This window comes from Aquimarina mytili (assembly GCF_016735115.1).
GTDB classification, from domain to species: Bacteria; Bacteroidota; Bacteroidia; order Flavobacteriales; family Flavobacteriaceae; genus Aquimarina; species Aquimarina mytili.
The window spans coordinates 374,010-398,289 of record NZ_JAERQJ010000004.1 but is presented as its reverse complement, the minus strand read 5'-3'; the positions used below and the strand labels follow the sequence as shown (position 1 = coordinate 398,289).

The following is a 24,280-nucleotide window of genomic DNA, read 5'->3' as shown; positions in this document are numbered from 1 at the left end:
ATGTTTATAAAACCCTCTGACAATATAAATTTTTGGGGATATCATCAAAGGGTTTTTAAACACTTAGGACTAGCGTTTAATAAGTTTTCCTGTAGTTTTGCCCTGAGGTCTTGTAATGGTATAGAAGTAAAGTCCTTCTTCTAATTTACTAACATCAAAAGTATTTAGATTGTCTCCTTTTTCGGTTTTAATGTTTCTAAAATCCAAAACCATAATACCACTTGAATTATATATTCTTAGATCGTATGAAGCATTGTTGATATTACTATCTACATTAATATTTACAACATCTCCATGGACCGGGTTAGGTGAAAGTTTGATAGCACTCGTATTGTCTTGAATAAGAGTAGTTCTATTATCTAAACCATCCAAATATGCTCTATGCGGATTAGAGAACCCAAAGTTAGCTGCAATATCCCAATTTATCGACCATGTCATTAATCCTCTAAAATTAGTATAACCTGATGGGTTACGTAATGTATATCGCCCTTCAAAAGATTGACCTTTGATAATATAATCCAGGGCTTTATGAACTTCACTTGGTGTTGTATATCCACTTCCTGCTGCAGATGGACTAGCAGGCAATCCTATAGCCACCTGATCTTGTCGTAATGCTGGAAATTGAATTCCGCCAGCTACTGGAAATCCTTGTAATAACATATCTGCCATGGCAACATGAAAATCTGCATTCCCTGACCCATAACACAATCCATCTAATCCAAGCATACATCCGGTATTATAATGCTGTACATGAATATAATCCATATCATTACGCAATGCATAAATCAGAGGCAAATAAGCTCCTGCAGGGCCTCCATAAGAACTAAACCCTCCTTGTACAAACAATGTTTCTGGTGCCATGGATAATATGAAATCTGAGCTGTATTGACTTAGAATTGTTCTAAATGCGTTGATTAAATGTACCACTTTAGGAGAGGTAGGATTTCTAAAATCTGTATCCCCTGCTACCAATGAAACTGAACTTCCTTCAAAATCGATATCCATTCCATTAAAACCATATTCATTAATAATGTTTATCATTGAATTACTGAACGCCTGAGCATCAGAGGGGCTATCAACATCTACAGCACCAGTGGCTCCGCCCATTGAAATTAGGACTTTTTTTCCTCTACTTTGTAGTAAAGCAACGTCGCTTTTAAACTCTTGTATACTAGAATAAATACCAGGATCAGGAGTAAATGTCATCGTTGCACCATTAGGAACTGTAGGAATAGCAAAGGATACATTAATCACATCCCATTTATCAGATACATCTCTCAATTTTGGTATCGATGATTGATTATTAAAATTATGCCAGTATCCTACTAATAATCTCTTCGGAAGATCACCCCCGGGATTTGGAGGGTTTACATCTCCGACCGATATATTTACCGTAGTAGCATCTCCTGTTGCATTATCATCATCAACAGCTTTTGCAGTTAACATATAATTTCCAGTAGAAACATTACTCCACTCATAACGGTAAGGGCTTGTGGTATCTTCACCTAATTTTATACCATTACTAAAGAATTCTACTTTTAATACATTTCCATCAGTATCTGAAGCATTGGCATTTATAGTAATAGTACTACCCGCAACAAAAGTTTGTCCATTGGTTGGTTGTGTAATAGCCACCGATGGAGGTTGATTCCCCCCAGGAGGGTTACCACCTCCACATTCACCTACCAGAATCCATGCATCTTCCCAATATGTTCCGGTGCCTGGAGCATAGGCCCACGCAGAACCATTACACCACCCACTATTTGGAAAATCTCTACATTGATATACATTACCCTCATTTTGTACTTGACTTCCAGCGGCATAGCCTCCATTTTCTACATACTGTGGCTCATCACAACTTCCTCCGGTATCAGATTCTACTATAATATTTATTATTGATGAAGTTGTTGTTGCCAATTCGTTATCGGTTGCCACAGCTGTTATATCATGATTTCCCGCTGTTGCAATCCAATCTGTAGCGTAGGGTAACGAAGTATCTTCGCTAATCATATTTCCATCTACATAAAATGTTACTTTACTAATACTACCATCAGAATCATTGGCGTTTGCAGAAATAGTTACACTTTGCCCTACTGTATACCTCGTATTATTTGAAGGATTACTTAACTCTACCGTTGGAGGTTGATTATCTCCAGGAGGATTACCACAAGGATCACCAGCTACTTGGTGTATCGCTGTAAGAAGAGATGTAAGTTGATCTGTTGTATCATGAGACAATTCCCACATCATTATACCTCCTGCTCTTTGTAAAGCCATTTCTGTTTTGGCTTTTATCGTTGGAATTCCATTATAATTATTTCCTTGAAAAGAATCACTATTTGGGCTGGCTCCCTGTGCCAATAACGAAGCATAGCTTTGTGCTTGCGGGCGACTATAAAAAGGCACTCCAAGTACCGCTTTTGATTTAGGTAGTCCTCTACCTAGCCAATAATTTAATCCTCCTTCGGCTTGTGCCATAGTAGAATGATCTGGACCGTCATATGCCATAATATTTAAGAAATCTACGTCATCAAAAACCCCATTAAGAATACCATCTGCATTCCAGCCAGAAACTACGACTGCTGCTGTGAGCAATTTACCTCTACTATGCATCGCTTGTCCTAACTCTTGCATTAGCAATTCAAAATTCTGAGGCTCATTACCTTCTCGAGGATATTCCCAATCCATATCTACACCATCTAGATTGTATTGATTAACAAAGTTGACCAAGTTATTTACAAACGTCGTTCTTGTTGAAGGGTTTGCAGCTAATGTTGTAAACGGCGAGTCATTACCATCCATCCATCCACCAACGGCAATTAATACTTTTACTCCCTGCGCATGACCAAGAGAAACGAGTTGTTGCATTTTGGCAGCATTTTCAAGAGGTCGTAAACTACCATCACTATTTGGTAATAAAAATGAGTAATTAATATGTGTTAATTTATCATATTGTATTGCATTTGCATCGCCTTGCCAGCTTGGCATGTATCCTACAACTTTAAAATTATTATTTTCACATCCACCTCCATCAGAAGTAACACTTATACTTATAGTAGTTGAAGTTGTTGTTTGGTTATCATTATCTATTGCTTTAGCTGTTAGATTATGATTTCCTAAAGTTGCTGTCCAGTTCGTTGCATATGGCGCAGTTGTATCTTCTGCAATTATGTTTCCATCTACATAAAATTCTACTTTAGAAACTGTACCATCACTGTCTGATGCATTTGCGCTTATTGTTACACTATTTCCTTGTACAAATGATTGACCATTTGTTGGAGATGTAATCGAAACCTGAGGAGCTGTTCCTCCACCTGAACAAGGACCAATCAATGTCCAAACATTTTCTCTATTCGTTACAGGGTCATTATTTTGTGTCCACCATTTAGCTTCATATTCATTCTCCTGATACGAAACTCTATCTCCTCTGGTATATATAGTTCCATGCACATATGCTGGCGCATTACAAGAACTACCACTACCATTTACAGTAATAGAAACTGATGCAGAATTCACCCCATTATCATTATCGGTTGCTTTCACCTCTATCAAATGATTTCCTTCGGAAGCAGTACTCCAATCATAACGATATGGTGCACTTGTATCTTCTCCTAAAAGAGTATCCCCATCAAAGAATTCTACTTTACTAATAGTTCCATCGGCATCTGAAGCGGTTGCAGAAATATTGATTACAGTTCCTGCTGTAAAAGTAGCTCCGTCTTCTGGCGAGGTTATAGACACTGTAGGCAACTTATTATTTCCGATACCATTAACTGTTATTGAAATCGATGAAGTAGAACTTGCTCCTTCATTATCATATGCTTTTGCTATGATTGAATAACTTCCGGCCGATGCATTATTCCAAGTATAGGCATAAGGCACAGTTGTATCTTCCCCTAATAAAGCAGACCCATTATAAAATTCAACACGAGTTATGTTTCCGTTACTGTCACTAGCATTTGCCGTAATATTGATGGTATCTCCTACATTAAATATTGCTCCTTGAGATGGTGACGTAATTGAAACTGTTGGAGCAGGGTTTCCTGTACCTCCTGTAGCAAAGACTTCATTCATTTTATTAATTAATGGTGATTTTACACTAGACCATCTCTTTAGTTTTGTACCAAAGGATTGTGCAGAACCACTAAATTCCAGATCTCCAAAGACAGTCCATACAATAGTACCTGCCAGGTTATTGTCATTAATAAATTGAGCTTTAATCGCTATAGATTCTTCATCATCATAACTTAAAAAGAAATTGTCTTTGACCATATAAGGCACTTTGGCTTGATTGTCCCATTTTCTAGTCCACCCACTACCTGGTCCTGTTTTTTGTTTAATAAAGAAGTGATTTGGAGTACCATCATAAACTTCTAAAGGCCAATTCGTATAATCTGCAGCTGTGCTTATTGGTCCATCAGGTTGTATTGTTACATTTCTTTTGACGGTAGGTGCATTTATATCAGCGGCCCCATCAGTAACTACACCTCTACCATAAAACGGAGCTCCAAAATTTATTTTATTTGAAGGGACTCCCATTGCCTTCATTTTTTCTAATAAAGTTTGCCAGTTAAAGTCTGGTGCTTCTGCTCCATCATAAGGATATACCGGAGCATTGTGTCCTGCGATATTAGACCAACCGCCATTAAAATCATAAGTCATCATATTAAAATAGTCCATCGTATTGGAAAGCTTGGACCAATTAAAGCCTTCTATTTTTTTATAATCTGCTGCCATTGCTGCAGTAATTAGCTTATCTGGTCCAATAGCATTTCTAATTTCCTGAACCAAGTTTTCGAAATTAGCATAATCAGCATTGGTTCCTGTGAAATTCATTCCGGGGAATGGCCCTGGGTACTCCCAATCCAGGTCTATACCATCAAACCCCATATTAATGAGTTTCTTACAATCTTCAATAAAACGAGCTCTTTTTATAGGATCTGCTGCCATTTCTGGAAAATGCTTACACATGCTCCAACCACCAATAGAAGCCATTACCTTTACTCCATTTTGATGAGCTAATTCAAGTAATCCTTTAGCTTCGCTATTCTCTTTTGGAAGTGGTAATGGTAATACCCCACTAAGTCCCCATTCTGGATGTGTCCAGGTATTTCCTCCTACAGTAACCTGAAAACCTAATGCTTCGGCTCTTTGTTTTACCGCTTCATTAATCCATTGTATAGGTTCGATTTCACCAAAAAGAATATGAAAATCCCAACTGCTATATACATCTCCATATAACAGATCGGCTGGTTCTTGTACGGTTCCTTGTTGATAAATTTGCTTATTACGAAGGTCACCACTATGCAATGAACCATCTACTGCTACACCAAAAAAGGAATAATTAAGAATTGTATATTTTGAATAATCAATATTTAATTGAGTTAATGCTCCTGCAGAAGGAACTCCTGCGCTTGCCGCTTTCCAGGCATCCCAATTGGTAATATAGCCAATGACTTGCTTGTTGTGATTAGAAGTGGTTGCATTACCTCCTGTATTTACTTGCGAATTTATAGTAGTTGTTCCGAGTAATAGTGACACTATAAAAAGCCACATAAAGATCATTGAATTGGTTTTGGAGAAAAAACTATTCTCCCAAACCTTAAGTAAGATTGGTTTCATGAGTATAAGATTTGTGTTTGTATTAAGTCTGTTAAAAATATTAACATCAATGACTAAACGGCAATTTTTTATACGGATGTCATTAAAATACCGCTAAACGACTTCATTTTTATTATTAATGGAAGTGTTTACTATGATCTATAACTCGTTTTTCTTCAAATGCTTAAATAACTTTTCAAACGACTCATTAAGTACTAGTTCGACATCTGCATGGGGTTGTTTAGCCTCTTCTATAAGTTTTATAAATGTTGCATGATCCAGTTTAGAGACTCCTTCCTGTTTAATCATTTTCAAAAAGAATACAGACATTTCTTTAAGTGCAAAGGAAAGTTTTAGTATATCATTAGTTAATGGAGTTCTATTTTTGATTGATTGCAAATCGCCGTGATTTTGAACCCAGGAATTTAATAATGCTATAACTGTTCTTTTTGATTCTTTAGGATCAAGCACGTAGGCATTTACTAAGTTCTTAAACCGATAGGCATCAGGAGCATCGGTAGTACAGGCATCGGCAAATAATGTAAAAGGAGAATATGACTTATATTCTATACCTCCTTTATTACGGGTATACATTTTTAAAGGTTGACAAACTTTTGTAAGCTCAATAAGTGCTTGTATATCAAACCCATTAGCTATATTTCTGAGAATTACATCACGGTTTTTGAGGTGTGTAATTCCTAATTCTTCTAAACGAAAACTAATCACAGATAGCCTTTTTCTCATGTATGCAATATCGGTTACTGACCTCGGAGACCAAAACCGTTCGGCAATTGCAGCTGTTCTGGGCCAGATTCTAGAATCTAAAGTTAACGGAGTCACCAATTCTCCCCACATGGTAACCTCGCCGCCCAAAATAAGTTGCTGTTCTTGAGGTGTTACATTAGAAGGATCCGGTATTGGATCCACCAAATAGTGGTCTTTGACATTATTCATGCGATCTATATAATACCCCGTCGATAATATGCTATGATGCCCTTTTTTTGCTGCTTGAATAAGCGAGGCTCCTGGTGACAATCCTTCGTTAACACCTCTCCAGGAATGTATAACAGCCGTGGTAGGCATCTCGGGTGTCATAATCTCTTCCCAACCTACAAGTTTTTTACCTAGCTTTTGTAGTATTTTTTGTATTCTTAAATTAAAATAGGTCTGTAAATCATGATTCGTTTTATAGCCATGTTTTTTTTTGAATTCTATAATCTTAGTATTCTCATTCCAATGCTTACCTTCATTTTCGTCTCCTCCAATATGAAAATACTTATCTGGAAATAGCAAAGCCATTTCTGAAAACAGATCTTCCAGTACTTGATATGTTTTCTCATTAGTTGGATCCAATGTAGGGTCAAAAACTCCTGCATAACGTTCTATTTGATAGATTGTATCTTTACTTCCTAATTCTGGATATGCAGTAAGCATTGCAGTAGCATGACCAGGAACATCAAACTCTGGTATTACTCGTATCCCTCTATCTGAAGCATACTGTACTATTTCGCTTATTTGATTATGTGTGTAATATTGATTATCAGACCCCAATTCATGTAGTTTTGGATGTGATTTAGACTCGACTCTAAACCCTTGATCATCTGTCAAATGCCAATGAAAAACATTAAGCTTTACAGCCGCCATTGCATCAAGGTTTCGTTTTAGAACCTCTACGGGTTGATAATGTCTTGCCACATCAATCATTAGGCCCCTCCATGGAAATCTAGGTGAATCCACAATTGTAACTGATGGAATATAGAAATGATCCCCATTTGACTCTAACAATTGAAGAATAGTTTCTAACCCCCTAATTGCTCCTATATCTGTTTCAGCTTCAAGTACTATTCCATTTTTATGTACAGTAATGCCATAGGATTCATCTTCGAGCAACTTTAATTTGCCTTCTCTTTTAATCCTTATTTTAAATGAAGAAGAATCTTTTTTTCTATTAGGAAACCCTTCTTCAAAGAATACGCCTGATCTTCCACTAAGCCTTCTGATAAAACGAGTTGTAGCCTGGTACAATCGTTGAGTTCCATTTTCCAGAATTGAAACCGTAAAATCTTTTTTAATTATAAAATTCCCTTCTCCTGGCGTTATTTCGTTTGGCCATGGCATCAGGTTATATTTTTTCTCATCAATTAACTGAGCATTACTCAGCTGTACTGCCCAGAAAATGATAAGGGCACTAATAAAAAGTTTTCTCATTCAAATTTTTTAAAAATGATATCTCTTAAACGCTTCTATTGCTTCATACTCTGCAAGCCCCAATTGATGGTATTTTTGTGCGGTTTGCTGGTTGCGCTCTTCAGCCCTAACCCAAAATTCTCTTGAGTCATCACCTTGAAACATTACCCCATCTTTTTGAGATTGATGAAAAAATATAGCTTTACGCTTTTTTAACACCTCATCCGGACTAAGCGGGACAGCCATTTCAATATCATGAATATCCCATTCTTGCCATGCGCCACGATATAACCAAACCCAACAATCTTTAATAAATTCTTCTTCCTTAAGATCTTCTAAAACCTTAAATAGTAAATCCAAACAAACTTTATGTGTACCATGAGGATCAGCTAAATCTCCGGCAGCGTATATTTGATGAGGTTTTATTGTTTTGATAAGTTTTGATAAGGCATCACTATCTTCTTTTCCGTAAGGGTTCTTTTTTACAGAACCGGTTTCATAAAAAGGTAAATCTAAGAAATGTACATAGGCATCGGGTAATCCCAAAAACCTGGTTGCTCCAAATGATTCGCCTCTTCGGATCAATCCTTTTAGATTTCTAATTTCAATAGAATCGATTGCATGTTCCTTTTTTTTCTTGAGATCAGTAATAATCGAATTAATATCATACTTCTCATCTTCGGGAAGTATATTTTTAATAACTTCTGCATATTTGATTGCCTCTTCATCAGATACGGCAATATTACCTGATGTTTGATAAGCAACATGTACTTTATGTTCCTGCTCAATCAAACGCAAAAACGTGCCTCCCATTGAGATCACATCATCATCAGGATGCGGACTAAGAATCAAAATACGTTTTTTATGAGGTGTATTACGTTCAGGCCTATTGGTGTCATCTGCATTTGGTTTACCTCCAGGCCATCCGGTAATTGTATGTTGTAGCGTATTAAACATTTTTATATTAAGCTCATAACATGATCCTTCTTCAGCTAAAAGGCCCGACATACCATGATCATTATAGTCTTTATCGGTAAGCTTTAAAATAGGTTTTTGCACTTTCTGGCTTAACCATATAATAGCTTTACTCTTTATTTTGTCGCTCCATCTACATGGCCCCACTAGCCATGGGGTTTTGATACGAGTCAATTGCTCAGCGGCCTCCTGATCTAATACAAATGTTACATTATTATGGTGCTGAAGATACGAGGCGGGAACCTCTGAGGTTACCCCGCCTTCTATTGTTTCTTTTACAACATCAGCTTTTTTGTGTCCCCATGCCATGATTACAATTCTTTTTGCCTTTTGAATTGTACCTATTCCCATGGTAATTGCTTTTTTTGGCACATTTTCGATACCAAAAAAAGCCGGAGCAGCATCAGATCTGGTTAGATGATCTAATGTTATACTTCGTGTTACCGAATTATAATGAGAACCTGGTTCGTTAAAACCTATATGCCCGGTTCTTCCTATCCCTAATAATTGAAAATCCAACCCTCCTGCTGCATTTATTTTCAACTCATAATCAATGCAATACTGATGTAGATTTTCCTGAGAAATTGTTCCATCTGGTATATGAACATTTTCTGACAAAATATCTACATGATTGAACAGATGCTCGTGCATGAAGTAATGATAGCTCTGTACATTACTCTTTTTCATAGGATAATACTCATCAAGATTGAACGTAATCACATTAGAAAAACTTAAGTTTTCTTCCTTATGCAATCGTACCAATTCTTCATATACTTTTATTGGTGAAGAACCAGTAGCAAGTCCTAATACACAATATTCTTGTTTTGCCTGTTTTTCTTTAATAAGGCTAGCAATTTCTTGTGCTATAATTATAGAAGCATAATCAGAACTTTTGAATATAACGTTATGAATTTTTTCAAATCGAGTTTCTTCAAATTTGCCAGCTTCGCGATAGCTTATATCTTTATAAAAGGGTTTTGCATTGTTTTTATTTAAGGCAGCCCCATATGTAGTATCTGAACTCATTATTTATCTTCAATTAATTGTTTAGTAGCTTATAGTACAATGAAGCTATCACCTATATCATTTTAATAAAAAGTTTTTCGACAGATGACATAAAACGAATTATCAATTACGTTTAAAAGCACATAAAAAACTTTTAATTTTATCACTTTATTAAAGATACTTCTTATTCTTAAAAATTACCAGAATTTACATCCCACCATAATCGTGTACCACCAGTATCAGGACCATTTAATAAAACTCTGGCCCCTGCAACTCCCTGTGGATTTGTACTACGCTCGCTAGCAGGAAAAGGTAATCTTCGTATTTGAATATTAGTATCAATAGTACCATTACTATTATTTGCCACTACCGGAAATATTTTAGGATATCCAGTACGCCTAAATTCGCTCCAGGCTTCTTGTCCATCCGGAAACATGGCTATCCATTTTTGCGTAATGATTTTTTCTAATTTAGTTTCATTATCATCACCATTATTCCATGCAATTGTGGTTGTTGTAAGTGCACTTATATTGTTAGAAGCATTAACAGGATCAATATAATCAATCGGTGTACTAGTATTATCGGCAATATATACGGCTGCATTTCCAGACAACCCATATTGTGCAAAAGAAATAGAAATTCCCATTTCATAATTAGATTGTGCATCTCCAGCACCATTCCAGCCTCTTAGAGCAGCTTCTGCTTTTAAGAAATATGCTTCAGCTGCGGTCATTAATTGAATACTGGTGGTTGGTGCTTTATCAAGTATATAAGAATCTCCTAATCTGGAGAATATTTCATAATCCGCCTTTTGATCTAATTCATCTGTATATCCATCAAGTAAAGGCATTCCTCCTCTAACTCCTTTATACATTCCAGCAGAAACATTAGATATTTCAAACATTTCATCTATTCGAGGGTCGTTATATCCTACTAAAATAGATTCCATAGAAGCATTCATGCGTACATCATTCCAGCTCGAATTAAATATAGTAAGTGGATGTGTTACGCCACCCTTTATAATAAAGTTATCTGCATTGGTTTCCAGAAGCCCGCCGCTATCAGACAGTGATTTCTCACCTTCAATTTGAGCTTTGGCTGGATCAACTTTTGAGACTCTTATAGCTAATCGCAGTCGTAGTGTATTTGCAAACTTTATCCATTGCGCTAAATCACCATCATACACAAGGTCAAATTTGGCAAACTGGCCGTTGGTAGGGTCGGTTGATAGTGTATTTATAGCCTGATCCAGTTCTTCAAAAAATTGATTATAAACTTCTTGTTGTGAATCATATTCTGCAAAAGTAGCATCCAGACCGTATTTCGAATATACTATAGGTCCATACACATCGGTTACTCGATGCATTGCTTCCACTCTTAGTATCTGAGCTAAGGCATACATTAACGGGAAATCTTCTTCTCCTCGTTCTTTGACTAATCTTGCATTTTGCATTACTCCTGTTGAAGAATATGGGATATCCCATGGAAATTGATCCCAAAAGTCTACAAATCCATAGTTTGTTGTATTTACCCCTCCAACAAATGGTCTTGGTGGTGCCATATAACCGCTAAAGGTATCGGCATTTAAATTATGTTGTAATTGAGTGTTCCACGCGGGATCATATCTATAAATATTTAGGAAAATAGGATTAAACGGCCCTCCTATACTTATAAAATCTGCTTCGCTCTGTTCATCTGTTAATCCATTTGGATTTGTATTTAATGAATCAAAATCATCGGTACAAGAAGAAAACAAGAGCGACAAAATCCATGCTGTCTTTAGAATTGTTTTACTTATATTTTTCATGATATTTTTCTTTTAATTAAAATGATAGTCCTACATTTAATCCAATGCTTTGAGTGGATGGGGAACCAAAAATGTCTATCCCTTGAAGACCATTGGCTGTACTTAATGAAATATTAGGGTCATACGGAGCGTCTTTATAAAAGAAAAATAAGTTTCTTCCTATTATTGAAGCGGTGATAGAGGTAAAGAAGCTATTATCTTGTAATTTAAAATTATATCCAAAAGATAATTCTGCTAAACGAATATTAGTAGCGTCATAAATATATTCACTTGTTAATCCGTTTCTTCCTCCAATCATTTGATAATATTCTCTTGCCGGTATTGTAGTTTCGGCGTTTGTAGCTTCATCAAAAATGCGAACCTCTCCTGTTCTATTTAAAGTTCCGAATCCATCTACTGCAGCTTCGGTAAGACTCATAACTTCTCCTCCAAATTTTGCGTCTATTAAGAAATTTAAAGTGAAATTCTTATATGTAATACTATTATTCCATCCTAAAGCAAAATCAGGATTTGCATTCCCTAATAAATCAAAACCTCCTCGAGTATTTTGATCAGGGTCCGCTTGTGTAAAATTACCATCTGCATTTCGTATTGGTAGTCCTCCTGGAGTTTTTCTAAGTTTTCTACCATAAATATCTCCAAAAGATCCACCTTTTCGTATCAATAATGCATATGAATTAACATCAATTGGCGTCAATTCTAAAAAGTCTCTTCCTAACCTAGGGTCAAGTTCTTTAATTTCATTATCGTTTTGTGCAAAATTAATATTAGCATCCCATCTAACATTATCATTCTGAATAGGAACCAAAGTTATTGAAGCCTCTATTCCTTTATTTTCAAAATCACCCGCATTAATGGCCAAGAAATCTGCTGCTACCCCACCATCTATAAGCATAAATTGATCAATGGTATTAGTTTTGTAATACCCAAGATCAAAACCAAGACGGTTATTAAAAAACTTCCATTCAGTACCAATTTCAAAAGACCTTTGTGTTTCTGGTTGCAATTCGGTTAGAGGTAAAATGGTTGGTGGTGTAAGTCCTCCAGCACCTGTACCAATAGTATTAATTGGATTATTCACAAAACTTTGAATATCATTACCTACTTCGGCATAAGAAGCTCTAATTTTTGCATAGGTAATGCTTTCTGGTAATTCAAAAATCTCTGATAACATTGCAGTAAGCCCAACAGACGGATAAAAGAATGGGTCTGATACGGTAGAAGACCAATCATTACGGGCTGTAAGATCTAAAAATAATAGATCATTATACCCTAATGTAGTACTTGCAAATATAGATTGTACTTCTTTTTGTTCTGCAATGCGTTGTTCTAATATAGGATTTACACCCGTTGTACCTACTACAAAATTAGACAAGGTAAAAATGTTCGGTATTTTTAAATCGCCTCTAACTCCAGAATCCAGTAATACGGATTTACCAAGGTCAGATTTTCGAATACTGGTTCCTACATTTGCAGAAATACTAAAGCTTTCCGAAATATCAGCATTCAATATTGCTATGATATCTCCATAGAGTTGAGTATCTTCTACATCATTATATAAATATCGCCCATTTGGCGCCGATAATGTACCATCTGTAGTGGCATGAATTTTTCTTTCAAATTTGTAAAAATTCTTATCATAACTCCCTCTAGTCTGAATTGTTAGCCAATCATTAAATTTATATTGTAACGATAATGATGCAAGTAGCTTTTGATTTTCATCATCACTAGCATTTCTATTTAAAATCCAATATGGGTTTTGTTCTATATCTGATGTTGCTCTAAACCAACGCTGTGCTAGCAAGTTTCTTTCTGAATTAAACTCTTCAAAAGTTTCGTAATTACTTAAGTTCTCAGTTTCAGAATTAAACGCATATGTTCCTACCAAAGGATTATAGTAAAACCCAGAAATAGGTTTATTACGAATACTTTGAGTTGAAAGCAATATACTTGCATCAACTTTCATCTTGTTATCTAAAAGCTGTGCAGTTTCTCTAACATTCAAGGTATGCTTTTTTACTTTGTGTGTTGGAATTACACCAGAAGCAAATGTATTTGTATATGAAAAATAGGTTTGCGCATTTTCTGTACCACCCGATATAGACATTGCGTTGATTGTAGTAGTACCTACATCAAAAAAATCATCAACATTATCCTGTGCTCTATCATTAAAATCGAGCAAATATGCTGCTTGATCTACTGTAACATTAGAAGAAAAACTGGTTTTAAATTTTCCTGCTTTTCCTTTCTTTGTAGTAATCAAAACCACACCATTAGAACCTTGACTTCCGTATAAAGCAGAAGCCGATGCTCCTTTCAAAACAGTAATACTTTCAATATCTTCAGGATTTAACAATGATAGCGCATCTCCTCCATCTCTATTTCCTGCATTTTCAATATCACCAAACGAATTATTAGGTTGTATTGCAGAATTATTGAGTAATGGGATTCCGTCTATTACGTACAAGGGCTGATTATCTCTTGTAGACGTATTTCCTCTCAAGGTAAGCTTTACAGATCCCCCAACACCTGAAGCACTTCTATTTACAACAACTCCAGCAATTTTACCCGATAAGCTATTAACCGGATTAACATCTTTTACTTTAGTCAATTCTGCAGCACTAATATCTTGCGCGGCATAGGTTAACGATTTTCGACTCTTTTGAATCCCAAGGGCCGTAACTACAACATCATCGAGTTGTTCTAAGCTTTCTTCCATGGCGACATCTATTACAGTAATTGCATCAACTTGTACTGTTATAGATGTAAATCCTATATAACTAAATTCTAAAATTTGCCCCGATGATGCTTCGATGCTGTACCTTCCATCAAAATCTGTTTGTACCCCTTTTGACGTTCCTTTAACAACTACATTAACTCCTGGCAGAGGCATAGAATTTTCCCCTTTAGAAGTTACTGTTCCCGAAATTACTTTTTCCTGTGCTTTTACCTGTTCGATAATCAAAAAGGACAAAAAAGCAGAGAAAATTAAAATACTTTTTCTCATGTAATGTAAGATTGATTTGTTTTGTTTATTAAGTTTTAAAGGTTTTATGAATTAAAATGAAAAAGAAATTAAATATCTGAACAGCATTAAAAAAACAATGAACAACATATTTCTGTATACCAACGTTTTTTGGAATATGCACATTTTAAAATATTTATCGAAGTATTTTGTTTTTAAACAAAAAAACACATAATTTTTTCACGTTTATTAACAATTTTTCATAAAACTTAACAAAATTTAATGTCAAACTGGATACAAAAAACATACTCGTATCAGATTCCTGTGAAGTATCATTTCTTCTTCTGGATAGGATATTTCATTGTCAATTTTGTTCGCTGGGGAAGTTATTTTGATGACTATGTGTATTCGTTAAAGTCTAATCTTGTTGAATTTACAATACATATCTTTCTTACATACTTTCATATCTACTATCTGATCCCTAAGTTCGTATTAAAAAGAAAGTTTACACTTTATTTTATTGCTGCAATTGTTTCTCTTACTGTAGTATATGTTGCTAGAACCGAACTTAATCTTTTATTAGTATCCAGTAATATTTGGCCTGAGGCTATAGGTGCTCAAAAAGCATATAGTTTTAATCATATCGTAGCAGTAACTATTGGAGAAATTTATGTCGTAGCCCTAGTTACCGCTATAAAACTTACCAGTGATTGGATATATGAGCGTAAAAAGAATGAATCTCTAAAACAGCTTCAACTACAAACCGAATTGAAATATCTCAAATCACAGATACAACCACATTTCTTTTTTAATACATTAAACAACCTTTATTATCTAACTATAGAAAAATCTGAAAAAGCTCCGGATGTGGTTTTAAAGTTATCAGAGATCATGCAATATGTACTCTATGATGTTAAAGAACCTAAAATAGGCTTGTTAAATGAAATTAATTACATTCAAAGCTATTTAGAATTAGAGCGGTTGCGTCATGGAGATAAAATAACTTCTGAAATACAGATCAAAGGAAATATTGATGATATTGATATCCCTCCTCTTTTATTACTTCCGTTTATCGAAAATTGCTTTAAGCATGGGAGTAAAAATAATGATGCCGTATCTCTGGATATTCAATTTGAAAATGCGAAAGATGAGCAGCTCATTTTTTCTGCAACGAATAATTTTAATGTAAACACTTCTAAAGAAAAAAAACATGGTATTGGAATCGAAAATGTACGACGTCGCCTAGAATTGTTATATGAAAACAGATATTCTTTAGAAACCAAAATCATAGATAATACGTTTAATGTATTACTGAAAATCCCCATATTATGATCATCAAATGCATAATTATCGATGACGAACCCTATGCCATAAAAATCATAGAGTCACATTTAGCTTCGTTTAAAAATATAGAATTATTAGGTTCTTTCAGTAATCCTATAGAAGCACTAGAAACTATTGAACAAGGACAGGTTGACGCCATGTTTTTAGACATTAACATGCCCGAAATGAGCGGTTTAGATTTTATAAAAAACAGCAAACACAATTATCAAATTATTATTACTACGGCGTATAGAGAATATGCAGTAGAAAGTTTTGAATTAGATGTATTGGATTATTTGGTTAAACCCATTCCTTTTAATAGGTTTTTAAAGACCGTTAATAAATTAAGTCAAGCTATTAATCAAAGTCAATCAAAAAATGGTGAATACACGGGAAGTAAAGAACCTTTTATCTTTTTGAAAGTTGACAAAAAGCTAGTAAAAATTCTATTGAAAGACATTTTATACATCGAAAGCCTTAAAGACTATATCAAAGTAATTACAACACATGGTAATTATCTCGTTCATAAATCTCTCACGGGTATTACTGAAGAGTTACCTAACTCTAACTTTATACGTGTACATCGATCTTACACTATCGCCATAGATAAAATAAAATCAGTAGAAGGAAATCTGGTGGAGATCGACTCCAAAAAAATTCCTATTGGACGTAACTATGTTAAACACGTAAAAGACACTATTTTTAGCAACAATAAAGATTTACACATTTAAAAAATCATCTTAATGATCACATTATCTACCCTAGACCTTATTTTAATATTTTCTTTCTTTACCCTAACCCTGGTTATAGGAATTGTAGTTTCTAAAAAATCCGGAAAAAACACAAGCGAATTTTTCCTTTCGGGAAGAAATATGCCTTGGTGGCTTTTAGGGTTATCCATGGTTGCAACTACATTCTCTACAGATACACCAAACCTTGTAACAGACATTGTACGAAAAGGAGGGGTTTCTGGCAATTGGGCATGGTGGGCTTTTCTAATCACCGGTTTACTTACCGTATTTGTATATGCCAAACTTTGGCGGAAATCTAATGTAAATACCGACATCGAGTTCTACGACCTGCGTTATGGTGGAAAACCTGCGCATTTTTTAAGAGGATTTAGAGCTTTATATCTAGGTGTAATCTTTAATGTACTTGCCATGTCTGGTGTTACTCTCGCCGCAATAAAAATCAGTCAGGTTATGCTCGGATTAGATCCCCTCTATACTGTTGGAATAGCCGCTTTAATTACAGTAGTATTTAGTGCGGTCGGCGGTTTTAGAGGTGTAGTATATACCGATTTTGTATTATTTTTTACTGCAATGGTAGGAGCTATAGGCGCGGCCTATTATTGTATTAATCTTCCAGAAGTAAATGGTGTTACAAACTTGATTACGCACCCACAGGTAGTAGATAAAATCTCTCTTTTACCAGATTTTGATAATACCGAGTTGTTAATTACTCTACTAATCATCCCACTAGCGGTGCAATGGTGGAGCTCTTGGTATCCCGGTGGAGAACCTGGTGGTGGTGGTTATATAGCACAACGTATGCTTGCTGCAAAAGATGAAAATCATGCCATTGGTGCTACTTTTTTCTTCAATATTATGCATTATGCTATACGTCCGTGGCCATGGATTTTAGTGGCTTTAGCTTCATTGGTTCTTTACCCAAAAGATGATGCTAATACTATGGAAGCGGCAAAGTACAATTACATCGAGATGCAAAAATTAGAAGAAACCAGAGCACTTACCGATAAAGAAAAAGAGCGTATGGACACCTACTATTTTGCGTCCGAAGGGCTTACCGCTATACGTCAAGCTTTCCCTGAAGAAAAAGTACAAAAGGATAAAATTGGACATGATTTAGCATATTCGGCAATGCTTACCCGATTGCCTTCAGGGTTATTAGGACTTGTATTAGCGTCATTAATTGCTGCTTTTATGTCAACAATTTCTACGCATCTTAATTGGGGTTCCTCGTATATAGTAAATGATTTTTATGTCCAACAAGTCAATAAAAATGCTTCAGAAAAAGAATTGGTATTAGTAGGTAGAATTTCTACTGCTGTTTTAATGATTATAAGTACCGTTTTAGCGCTTAAGCTAACCAATGCCAAACAAATCTTTGATTATATTATTATGTTTGGTGCTGGTACAGGATTAATCTTTATTCTAAGATGGTTTTGGTGGCGTATTAATGCTTGGAGTGAGATCTCAGGAATGTTTGCATCAGGAATTGTATCTATAATTTTCAATTTAGAATCTGTTAATCTAGCTCTATTTGAAGGAGGAATGCTACCCGCATGGTCAAAATACCTTCTTGTGGTCGGTATAACAACTATCATTTGGGTAGTGGTTACCTTTATAACAAAACCGGAAGATGATGCTGTTTTATTCAACTTTTACAAAAAAATTCAACCAGGTGGCCCCGGTTGGAAATCAACACTAGAAGCTGCAGAAAAACAACAAGTCTCTATCAAAACCGATTTTAGTCAATGGAGTGTGCCTTCGGGTATTTTGGCTATGTTGGTGGGATGTGTACTAATTTATGGCGTGCTTTTTGCCACTGGATACTGGATTTATGGAAGGTATACATTTGCAATTATTTTAACAATAGTTGTCATTGTTGCCACCTACATTTTAAGTAAGTTGTGGAAGAAAATTAAATCGACCATCTTATAAGTTTTGAAATACCATTATGAATAGAATACCTTTAGTTTTTATCTTATTAATATTCACTTTTTTTGCTTTTGCGCAACAACCGCAGTTTACAAAGCAAGATACACTTCGTGGTTCGATTACGCCAGAGCGTGAGTGGTGGGATCTTACGTATTATCATCTTGATATCAAGGTAGATCCTGATAACAAATCCATTAAGGGTAAAAACACCATTCATTATAAAGTTTTAAAGAATCACAATATAATACAAGTTGATCTACAACCTCCTTTAAAGATTGAGAAAGTACTTCAGAATAATCAAGAATTAAAGGTTAAGTCCGAAGGAAATGCTCACTTCATAACACTTGTAGACCCTCAAAAAGAAAATAGTATTAATACTATCCAAGTTTATTATAGCGGAGAACCTCGAGAAGCTATTCGTGCACCATGGGATGGTGGTATTTCATGGAAAAAAGACAACAATGGAAAACACTTTATAGCATCCTCTTGTCAAGGACTTGGGGCTAGCGTGTGGTGGCCTAACAAAGATCATATGTATGACGAGGTAGATAGTCTACTTATTAGTGTTAATGTACCAAAAGATTTGATGAACGTTTCTAATGGACGACTACGCAAAGTTGAAGAACATGATGATAACACTAAGACGTTTCATTGGTTTGTTAGTAATCCAATCAATAACTATGGCGTTAATATCAATATTGGTGATTATGTTCACTTTGGAGAACAATATGAGGGTGAAAAAGGAACCTTAGACATGGATTATTATGTTATAAGAGATAATCTAGACAAAGCCAAAAAGCAATTTAAAGATGCTCCTAAGATGATGAAGGCTTTTGAACATTGGTTTGGCCCCTACCCTTTTTATGAAGACAGCTTTAAGTTAGTAGAAGTACCTTATTTAGGAATGGAACATCAAAGTTCTGTAACCTATGGCAATCAATATGCAAATGGATATCTAGGAACTGATCTTTCGGGGTCTGGATGGGGATTAAAATTTGATTTTATTATTATACATGAAGCCGGCCATGAATGGTTTGCAAATAACATTACTTATAAAGATGCTGCAGATATGTGGATTCATGAAGGGTTTACGGCCTACTCAGAAAGCCTCTTTTTAGATTATCACTTCGGAAAAAAAGCAGCTTCAGAATACGTGATTGGCACCAGAAAAAGTATTCAAAACGATAGCCCGATAATAGGAATTTATAACGTAAACCAAGAAGGCTCTTCAGATATGTATTTTAAAGGATCGAATATGTTGCATACCCTTCGCCAACTTATTGAAGATGATGAAAAGTGGCGATCTGTTCTTAGAGGATTAAATTCTGAATTCTATCATCAGACCGTTACAACAAAACAGATCGAAGAATATATCAGTAAAGAAACCAAAATTGACCTCACCGAGTTTTTTGAACAATACCTTCGTACGACTAAAATTCCTACGTTAGAATATCGTTTAGAAAATGGTAAATTGAAATTTAGATACACCAATATCATTGAAAAGTTCGACATGCCTGTGCGCATTTTTATTGATGATAAAGCACAATGGATTCAACCTAATGCAACTTGGCAAACTGTAGAAATCACAGGAGATAAATTAAGTATTGATCCTAATTTTTATGTGAATGTAAAGTCACTCCAATGAAAATCAAAAAAATAGCTTTTCCGCAAAATTCATTGTTAATCGGGACCAGCTATGATTATACCGATAGTTATTGTGGAAATCTTAATGCGGGACACATAATTACTTCTGATGAAGTGGGTAAAGCATTCTTTTCTTCTTCTCCTAAGTGGATAGGAATTTTGCTAATGCTTAGAAATAAGCTAGTTTCAATTTTTGGCCTCAAAACGGGTGATTCTTCTAAAAAAATTCATAATTATCGCTTTGAGAAAGGAGATCGTATAGGATTATTTAAAGTATTTGATAAAAATATAGATGAACTCCTTCTTGGAGAAGATGATAAACATCTTGATTTTAGAGTATCACTTTTACTTGAACCACAATCACAACATAAAAGGTTAATAATTTCAACAACTGTGATATTCAATAATTGGTTTGGTAAACTATATTTTTTACCTGTAAAACAGTTTCATAAATTGATTGTAAGAAATATGCTCAAACAAACATTAAAAGAATTAAAGCATTAAATAAGATAACCGATGAAAGTTTACTTTCCACAATGGCAAGGCTCTGGCACTGGTCAAAGTATTGAACCTGGAGCCAAGGCAATTTTGGATTTCCTAGATGATTCAGAGTACAAGCAGATTCCTCTTTCTAATGGTATTACTGATGAAAATGGAGGACAAAAACACCATATCAATAATTACGATGCTATTGTTGAACAATTAACTCGTCTTAAAAATGAAATAGAAGCAACTCAACCTGCCCATATTCAAACCATTGGTGGCGATTGTGGATTAGAAATTGTTCCTGTTTCTTATTTAAATCAAAAATACCCCAACCTTGGTGTTATCTGGTTTGATGCACATGCCGATATTAATCGCCCTTGTGATTCTTCTAGCTGCAATTTTCATGGCATGCCTTTAAGAACATTATTAGGTGAAGGAGAAGAAAACATGAATTCTCTTTTATCATCCACTATTCAGGCTTCACAAATTCATTATATAGGTTTGCGAGATATCGATGCAGCAGAGCAAGAAAGAATCAATGCGGGCAATATCTATTCGCCTGCCCAAATCGACATAGACGATTTAATACACCTTTTAAAATCGAAAAATATTTCACACCTGTATCTTCACTTTGATTTTGACTGTCTGGAACCTAAAGAGTACAACCAAACCTATTACAAAGTTCCGAACGGTTTAAAAATTAAGGATGCAGAAACCTGTATTATAGCGTTGCAGAATAACTTTACTATAGTCGGAAGTAGCGTTTTAGAATCGATAACTACAATTCCTTCAGAATTGAAACCCATAGAAAACATAATTAATCTCTTAATGAAGTAGTAATCCCGTGAAAGTAAAAGTAGGTATTGTTCAGGACAGCCCAATATTTTTTGACAAAAAAAAGACCATCGAAAAAATAGTAAACCTTACTATAAAATATGCCAAGCAAGGTTGCGAACTTTTGGTTTTCCCGGAGTCTTTTATCCCTGGATATCCCAGAGGATTTTCTTTTGGAGCAAAAGTAGGAAGCAGAACTGATGAAGGAAGAAAATTATATTCTGAATATTACAAAAATAGTATAGATCTTCAGAGTAAAGATCTAAAGATACTAGAAGAAGTATCAAAATTGTACGCTATTTATTTGGTAATAGGAGCTACCGAAAAACAAGACACAAATGGTAGTTTGTATTGCTCAATGCTTTATATTTCTCCAACAGAAGGGCTACTAGGAGTGCATAGAAAAATAAAACCTACAGGTACAGAACGAATTATTTGGGGCGAAGCTTACGGAGAATCACTTGTATCTTTTAAAACAAAAATTGGAAAATTAGGTGGCCTTATTTGTTGGGAAAATTATATGCCTCTGGCAAGGATGTCTATGTATCAAAAAGGAGTTGAAATTTATATTGCACCAACTGCAGATTCTAGAGAACAATGGACGGCAACGATGAAGCATATTGCACTAGAAGGACGTTGTTTTGTTTTAGGATGTAATCAATACTATACCAAATCAATGTACCCACAAGAATATCAATCTTTGGTAGAAAACGAACCTGAAGATATTTGTCCTGGAGGTAGTATTATTGTTTCCCCTCTGGGAAAAGTAATTGCCGGTCCCTTATTTGGAGAGGCGGGAGTTTTAATTGCAGAATTAGATCTTGATGAAATCAACCATAGCAAATTAGATTTTGATGTAATTGGTCACTATGCGCGTAATGATATTTTTCATTTAACCGTAAAAGATCAACCCGAAATAAGAGCAGAAAAAGAATAAAAAATTGAAACCTAAAACGCCAGAAGCAGAAATAAACATTGATAAAGAATTAGCAAAATTGCTAATAGAGTCTCAACACCCAGATCTTTCACACCTACCATTAGCATACTTAAATAGTGGTTGGGATAATACACTATTTACTCTTGGAGCAGAATATATTGTTAGGCTACCTAGAAGAAAAGTAGCCGCACAACTTCTTGAAAATGAACAAAAATGGTTACCAATAATAGCAGAAGAACTTCCAATCCAGGTCCCTAAACCTTATAGGGTTGGAAAGCCCGATAAAAATTATCCCTGGCATTGGAGTATAACTCCGTGGTATAAAGGACAAACAGCTGATGAAGAATATATAGATAATGATCAAGCATTTATTTTTGCCCAATTCTTAAAGAAACTGCATACCCCTTCTCCAAAAAATGCTCCAAAAAATCCTTTAAGAGGTATCCCTTTGATTAACAGAAAAAAGGATGTTGAATCGTGGATGTCTTTTTCAAAATCAAAAACAAACCTATTGACAAAAGAAATAGAACAAATTTGGGAAAAAGCTCTTGATACCGATACGCATAAACAAGATTGTTGGATACACGGCGATCTACATCCTTGCAATGTAATTATTGACAATAACAAAATACAAGCGATCATTGATTGGGGAGATATTGCATCTGGTGATCCAGCAACTGATTTATCAAGTACATGGATGCTATTTCATACTTCATCTGCAAGAAACACCGTTATAAAAACATATAACCCCTCACAGGCATTAGTATCTCGGGCCAAAGGATGGAGTATATTTTTTGGGACATTTTTTCTAGCCTCTGGATTAAATGGAAACCAAAAACATTATAAAATAGGTGGAAGTATTTTAAAGAACCTCAACCAAGATGAAGTAAAAATTAAAAACTCATGAACAATACCATCTACACATTTTTCTGTCTTTTGATTACTATTCTAAATCCGATCTATTCTCAACAAATTTCGGATCAAGATTATAAACCTAAACTACCAAACCCCGAATATAAATTGGGAAAAGGCCCGGTAGTATTTATAGATGAAGGCCATTATAATTTCCATACAAAAAATGGAAGATATAAAGGATTCTCTAATGTTCTAGAAAGTGACGGATATGTTGTACGGGAATATACTGGCGCTTTCGAAAAAGAAAAATTAGCTAAAGGAAAGATTCTTGTAATTTCTAATGCCTTACACAAAACTAATGTTGAAAATTGGTATGTCCCGGTTTCTTCGGCTTTTACAAAGTTAGAGATTGAGACAATCAAACAATGGGTAACCGAAGGAGGTAGTCTATTTCTTATTGCCGATCACATGCCAATGGGTGGTGCAGCCAAAGAATTAGCTGGAGCTTTTGACTTTAAATTCACCAATGGTTTTGCTATGGATACTCTAGCCAAAGGACCAGCATATTTTAGTCTAAAAGGTGGTAATCTTGTTGAAAGCCCTATCACTAAAGGAAGAAATAGTAACGAAATTGTCGCGCAAGTTGCCACATTTACAGGACAAGCCATTAAAATACCTACTCATGCAAAACCTATTTTAGTTTTTGATCAAAGGTATGTAAACAGGCTTCCGGATACAGCGTGGGTGTTTGATAAGAATACACCTACATATAATCTAAAAGGATGGTCTCAGGGAGCGTATGCAAAATTTGGAAAAGGTAGAATCGTAGTCTTTGGAGAAGCCGCAATGTTTACCACACAATTGGCAGGACCAAAGAAGATAAAAGTTGGAATGAATAGAGATGACGCCAAAGAAAATTATAAATTACTCTTAAATATAATACACTGGCTGGATAAAAAGTTTGATTAATCATATCTTCT

14 protein-coding genes are annotated in these 24,280 nt (G+C 35.1%); 9 read left to right on the top strand and 5 right to left on the bottom strand.

All coding sequences use genetic code 11. The annotated features are described in order from the left end of the window. Window positions 1-69: 69 nt before the first annotated feature. From JJQ60_RS13015 to JJQ60_RS12995, 5 genes are all read right to left on the bottom strand, one after another. Complete coding sequence (locus tag JJQ60_RS13015) at window positions 70-5,622, bottom strand: glycosyl hydrolase family 18 protein (RefSeq protein WP_201920620.1); 5,553 nt, start codon at window positions 5,620-5,622, stop codon at window positions 70-72. A 138-nt stretch (window positions 5,623-5,760) separates the two neighbouring features. Then, on the bottom strand, window positions 5,761-7,809 hold the full coding sequence (locus JJQ60_RS13010; protein ID WP_201920617.1) for a beta-N-acetylhexosaminidase: 2,049 nt from the start codon (window positions 7,807-7,809) through the stop codon (window positions 5,761-5,763). A 9-nt stretch (window positions 7,810-7,818) separates the two neighbouring features. After that, window positions 7,819-9,789 (bottom strand): glucosamine-6-phosphate deaminase, encoded by a 1,971-nt coding sequence (gene nagB, locus JJQ60_RS13005; protein ID WP_201920614.1) that lies wholly within the window; start codon window positions 9,787-9,789, stop codon window positions 7,819-7,821. A gap of 169 nt (window positions 9,790-9,958) precedes the next feature. Continuing rightward, window positions 9,959-11,575, bottom strand: coding sequence for a RagB/SusD family nutrient uptake outer membrane protein (locus JJQ60_RS13000; RefSeq protein WP_201920611.1), 1,617 nt, complete (start codon window positions 11,573-11,575; stop codon window positions 9,959-9,961). A gap of 16 nt (window positions 11,576-11,591) precedes the next feature. Beyond that, a complete protein-coding gene (locus JJQ60_RS12995; RefSeq protein WP_201920608.1) occupies window positions 11,592-14,582 on the bottom strand; it encodes a TonB-dependent receptor plug domain-containing protein in 2,991 nt (996 codons plus the stop codon). 240 nt (window positions 14,583-14,822) lie between these two features. Between JJQ60_RS12995 and JJQ60_RS12990 the strand changes: the two genes are divergently transcribed. From JJQ60_RS12990 to JJQ60_RS12950, 9 genes are read left to right on the top strand one after another with little or no spacing between them, the layout of a single operon-like run. Then, window positions 14,823-15,872, top strand: coding sequence for a sensor histidine kinase (locus tag JJQ60_RS12990; protein WP_201920606.1), 1,050 nt, complete (start codon window positions 14,823-14,825; stop codon window positions 15,870-15,872). Further along, the gene (locus JJQ60_RS12985) at window positions 15,869-16,594 is read left to right on the top strand and encodes a LytR/AlgR family response regulator transcription factor (protein ID WP_201920603.1); all 726 of its coding nucleotides are present in this window, start codon (window positions 15,869-15,871) and stop codon (window positions 16,592-16,594) included. Before JJQ60_RS12990 ends, JJQ60_RS12985 begins: the two co-directional genes overlap by 4 nt. A 12-nt stretch (window positions 16,595-16,606) precedes the next feature. Continuing rightward, complete coding sequence (locus JJQ60_RS22060; RefSeq protein WP_236669112.1) at window positions 16,607-18,547, top strand: sodium:solute symporter family protein; 1,941 nt, start codon at window positions 16,607-16,609, stop codon at window positions 18,545-18,547. Window positions 18,548-18,563: 16 nt separating this feature from the next. After that, entirely contained in the window at window positions 18,564-20,189 is a 1,626-nt protein-coding gene (locus tag JJQ60_RS12975) for a M1 family metallopeptidase (protein ID WP_201920600.1), read from the top strand. Beyond that, on the top strand, window positions 20,186-20,692 hold the full coding sequence (locus JJQ60_RS12970; protein ID WP_201920597.1) for a DUF2867 domain-containing protein: 507 nt from the start codon (window positions 20,186-20,188) through the stop codon (window positions 20,690-20,692). The genes JJQ60_RS12975 and JJQ60_RS12970 overlap by 4 nt, the downstream gene beginning before the upstream one ends. A 12-nt stretch (window positions 20,693-20,704) precedes the next feature. Further along, window positions 20,705-21,511, top strand: coding sequence for an arginase family protein (locus JJQ60_RS12965; RefSeq protein WP_201920595.1), 807 nt, complete (start codon window positions 20,705-20,707; stop codon window positions 21,509-21,511). A gap of 7 nt (window positions 21,512-21,518) precedes the next feature. Beyond that, the gene (locus JJQ60_RS12960; protein ID WP_201920592.1) at window positions 21,519-22,445 is read left to right on the top strand and encodes a carbon-nitrogen hydrolase family protein; all 927 of its coding nucleotides are present in this window, start codon (window positions 21,519-21,521) and stop codon (window positions 22,443-22,445) included. A 4-nt stretch (window positions 22,446-22,449) separates the two neighbouring features. Beyond that, entirely contained in the window at window positions 22,450-23,352 is a 903-nt protein-coding gene (locus JJQ60_RS12955; RefSeq protein WP_201920588.1) for an aminoglycoside phosphotransferase family protein, read from the top strand. Beyond that, window positions 23,349-24,269, top strand: a complete 921-nt coding sequence (locus tag JJQ60_RS12950) for a hypothetical protein (RefSeq protein WP_201920584.1) — start codon at window positions 23,349-23,351, stop codon at window positions 24,267-24,269. The genes JJQ60_RS12955 and JJQ60_RS12950 overlap by 4 nt, the downstream gene beginning before the upstream one ends. The last annotated feature ends 11 nt before the right edge of the window (window positions 24,270-24,280 follow it).

Coding starts and splice junctions, on each gene's coding strand:
- JJQ60_RS13015 (WP_201920620.1), bottom strand. CDS start 5,622: ATGAAACCAATCTTACTTAAGGTTTGGGAGAATAGTTTTTTCTCCAAA.
- JJQ60_RS13010 (WP_201920617.1), bottom strand. CDS start 7,809: ATGAGAAAACTTTTTATTAGTGCCCTTATCATTTTCTGGGCAGTACAG.
- nagB (WP_201920614.1), bottom strand. CDS start 9,789: ATGAGTTCAGATACTACATATGGGGCTGCCTTAAATAAAAACAATGCA.
- JJQ60_RS13000 (WP_201920611.1), bottom strand. CDS start 11,575: ATGAAAAATATAAGTAAAACAATTCTAAAGACAGCATGGATTTTGTCG.
- JJQ60_RS12995 (WP_201920608.1), bottom strand. CDS start 14,582: ATGAGAAAAAGTATTTTAATTTTCTCTGCTTTTTTGTCCTTTTTGATT.
- JJQ60_RS12990 (WP_201920606.1), top strand. CDS start 14,823: ATGTCAAACTGGATACAAAAAACATACTCGTATCAGATTCCTGTGAAG.
- JJQ60_RS12985 (WP_201920603.1), top strand. CDS start 15,869: ATGATCATCAAATGCATAATTATCGATGACGAACCCTATGCCATAAAA.
- JJQ60_RS22060 (WP_236669112.1), top strand. CDS start 16,607: ATGATCACATTATCTACCCTAGACCTTATTTTAATATTTTCTTTCTTT.
- JJQ60_RS12975 (WP_201920600.1), top strand. CDS start 18,564: ATGAATAGAATACCTTTAGTTTTTATCTTATTAATATTCACTTTTTTT.
- JJQ60_RS12970 (WP_201920597.1), top strand. CDS start 20,186: ATGAAAATCAAAAAAATAGCTTTTCCGCAAAATTCATTGTTAATCGGG.
- JJQ60_RS12965 (WP_201920595.1), top strand. CDS start 20,705: ATGAAAGTTTACTTTCCACAATGGCAAGGCTCTGGCACTGGTCAAAGT.
- JJQ60_RS12950 (WP_201920584.1), top strand. CDS start 23,349: ATGAACAATACCATCTACACATTTTTCTGTCTTTTGATTACTATTCTA.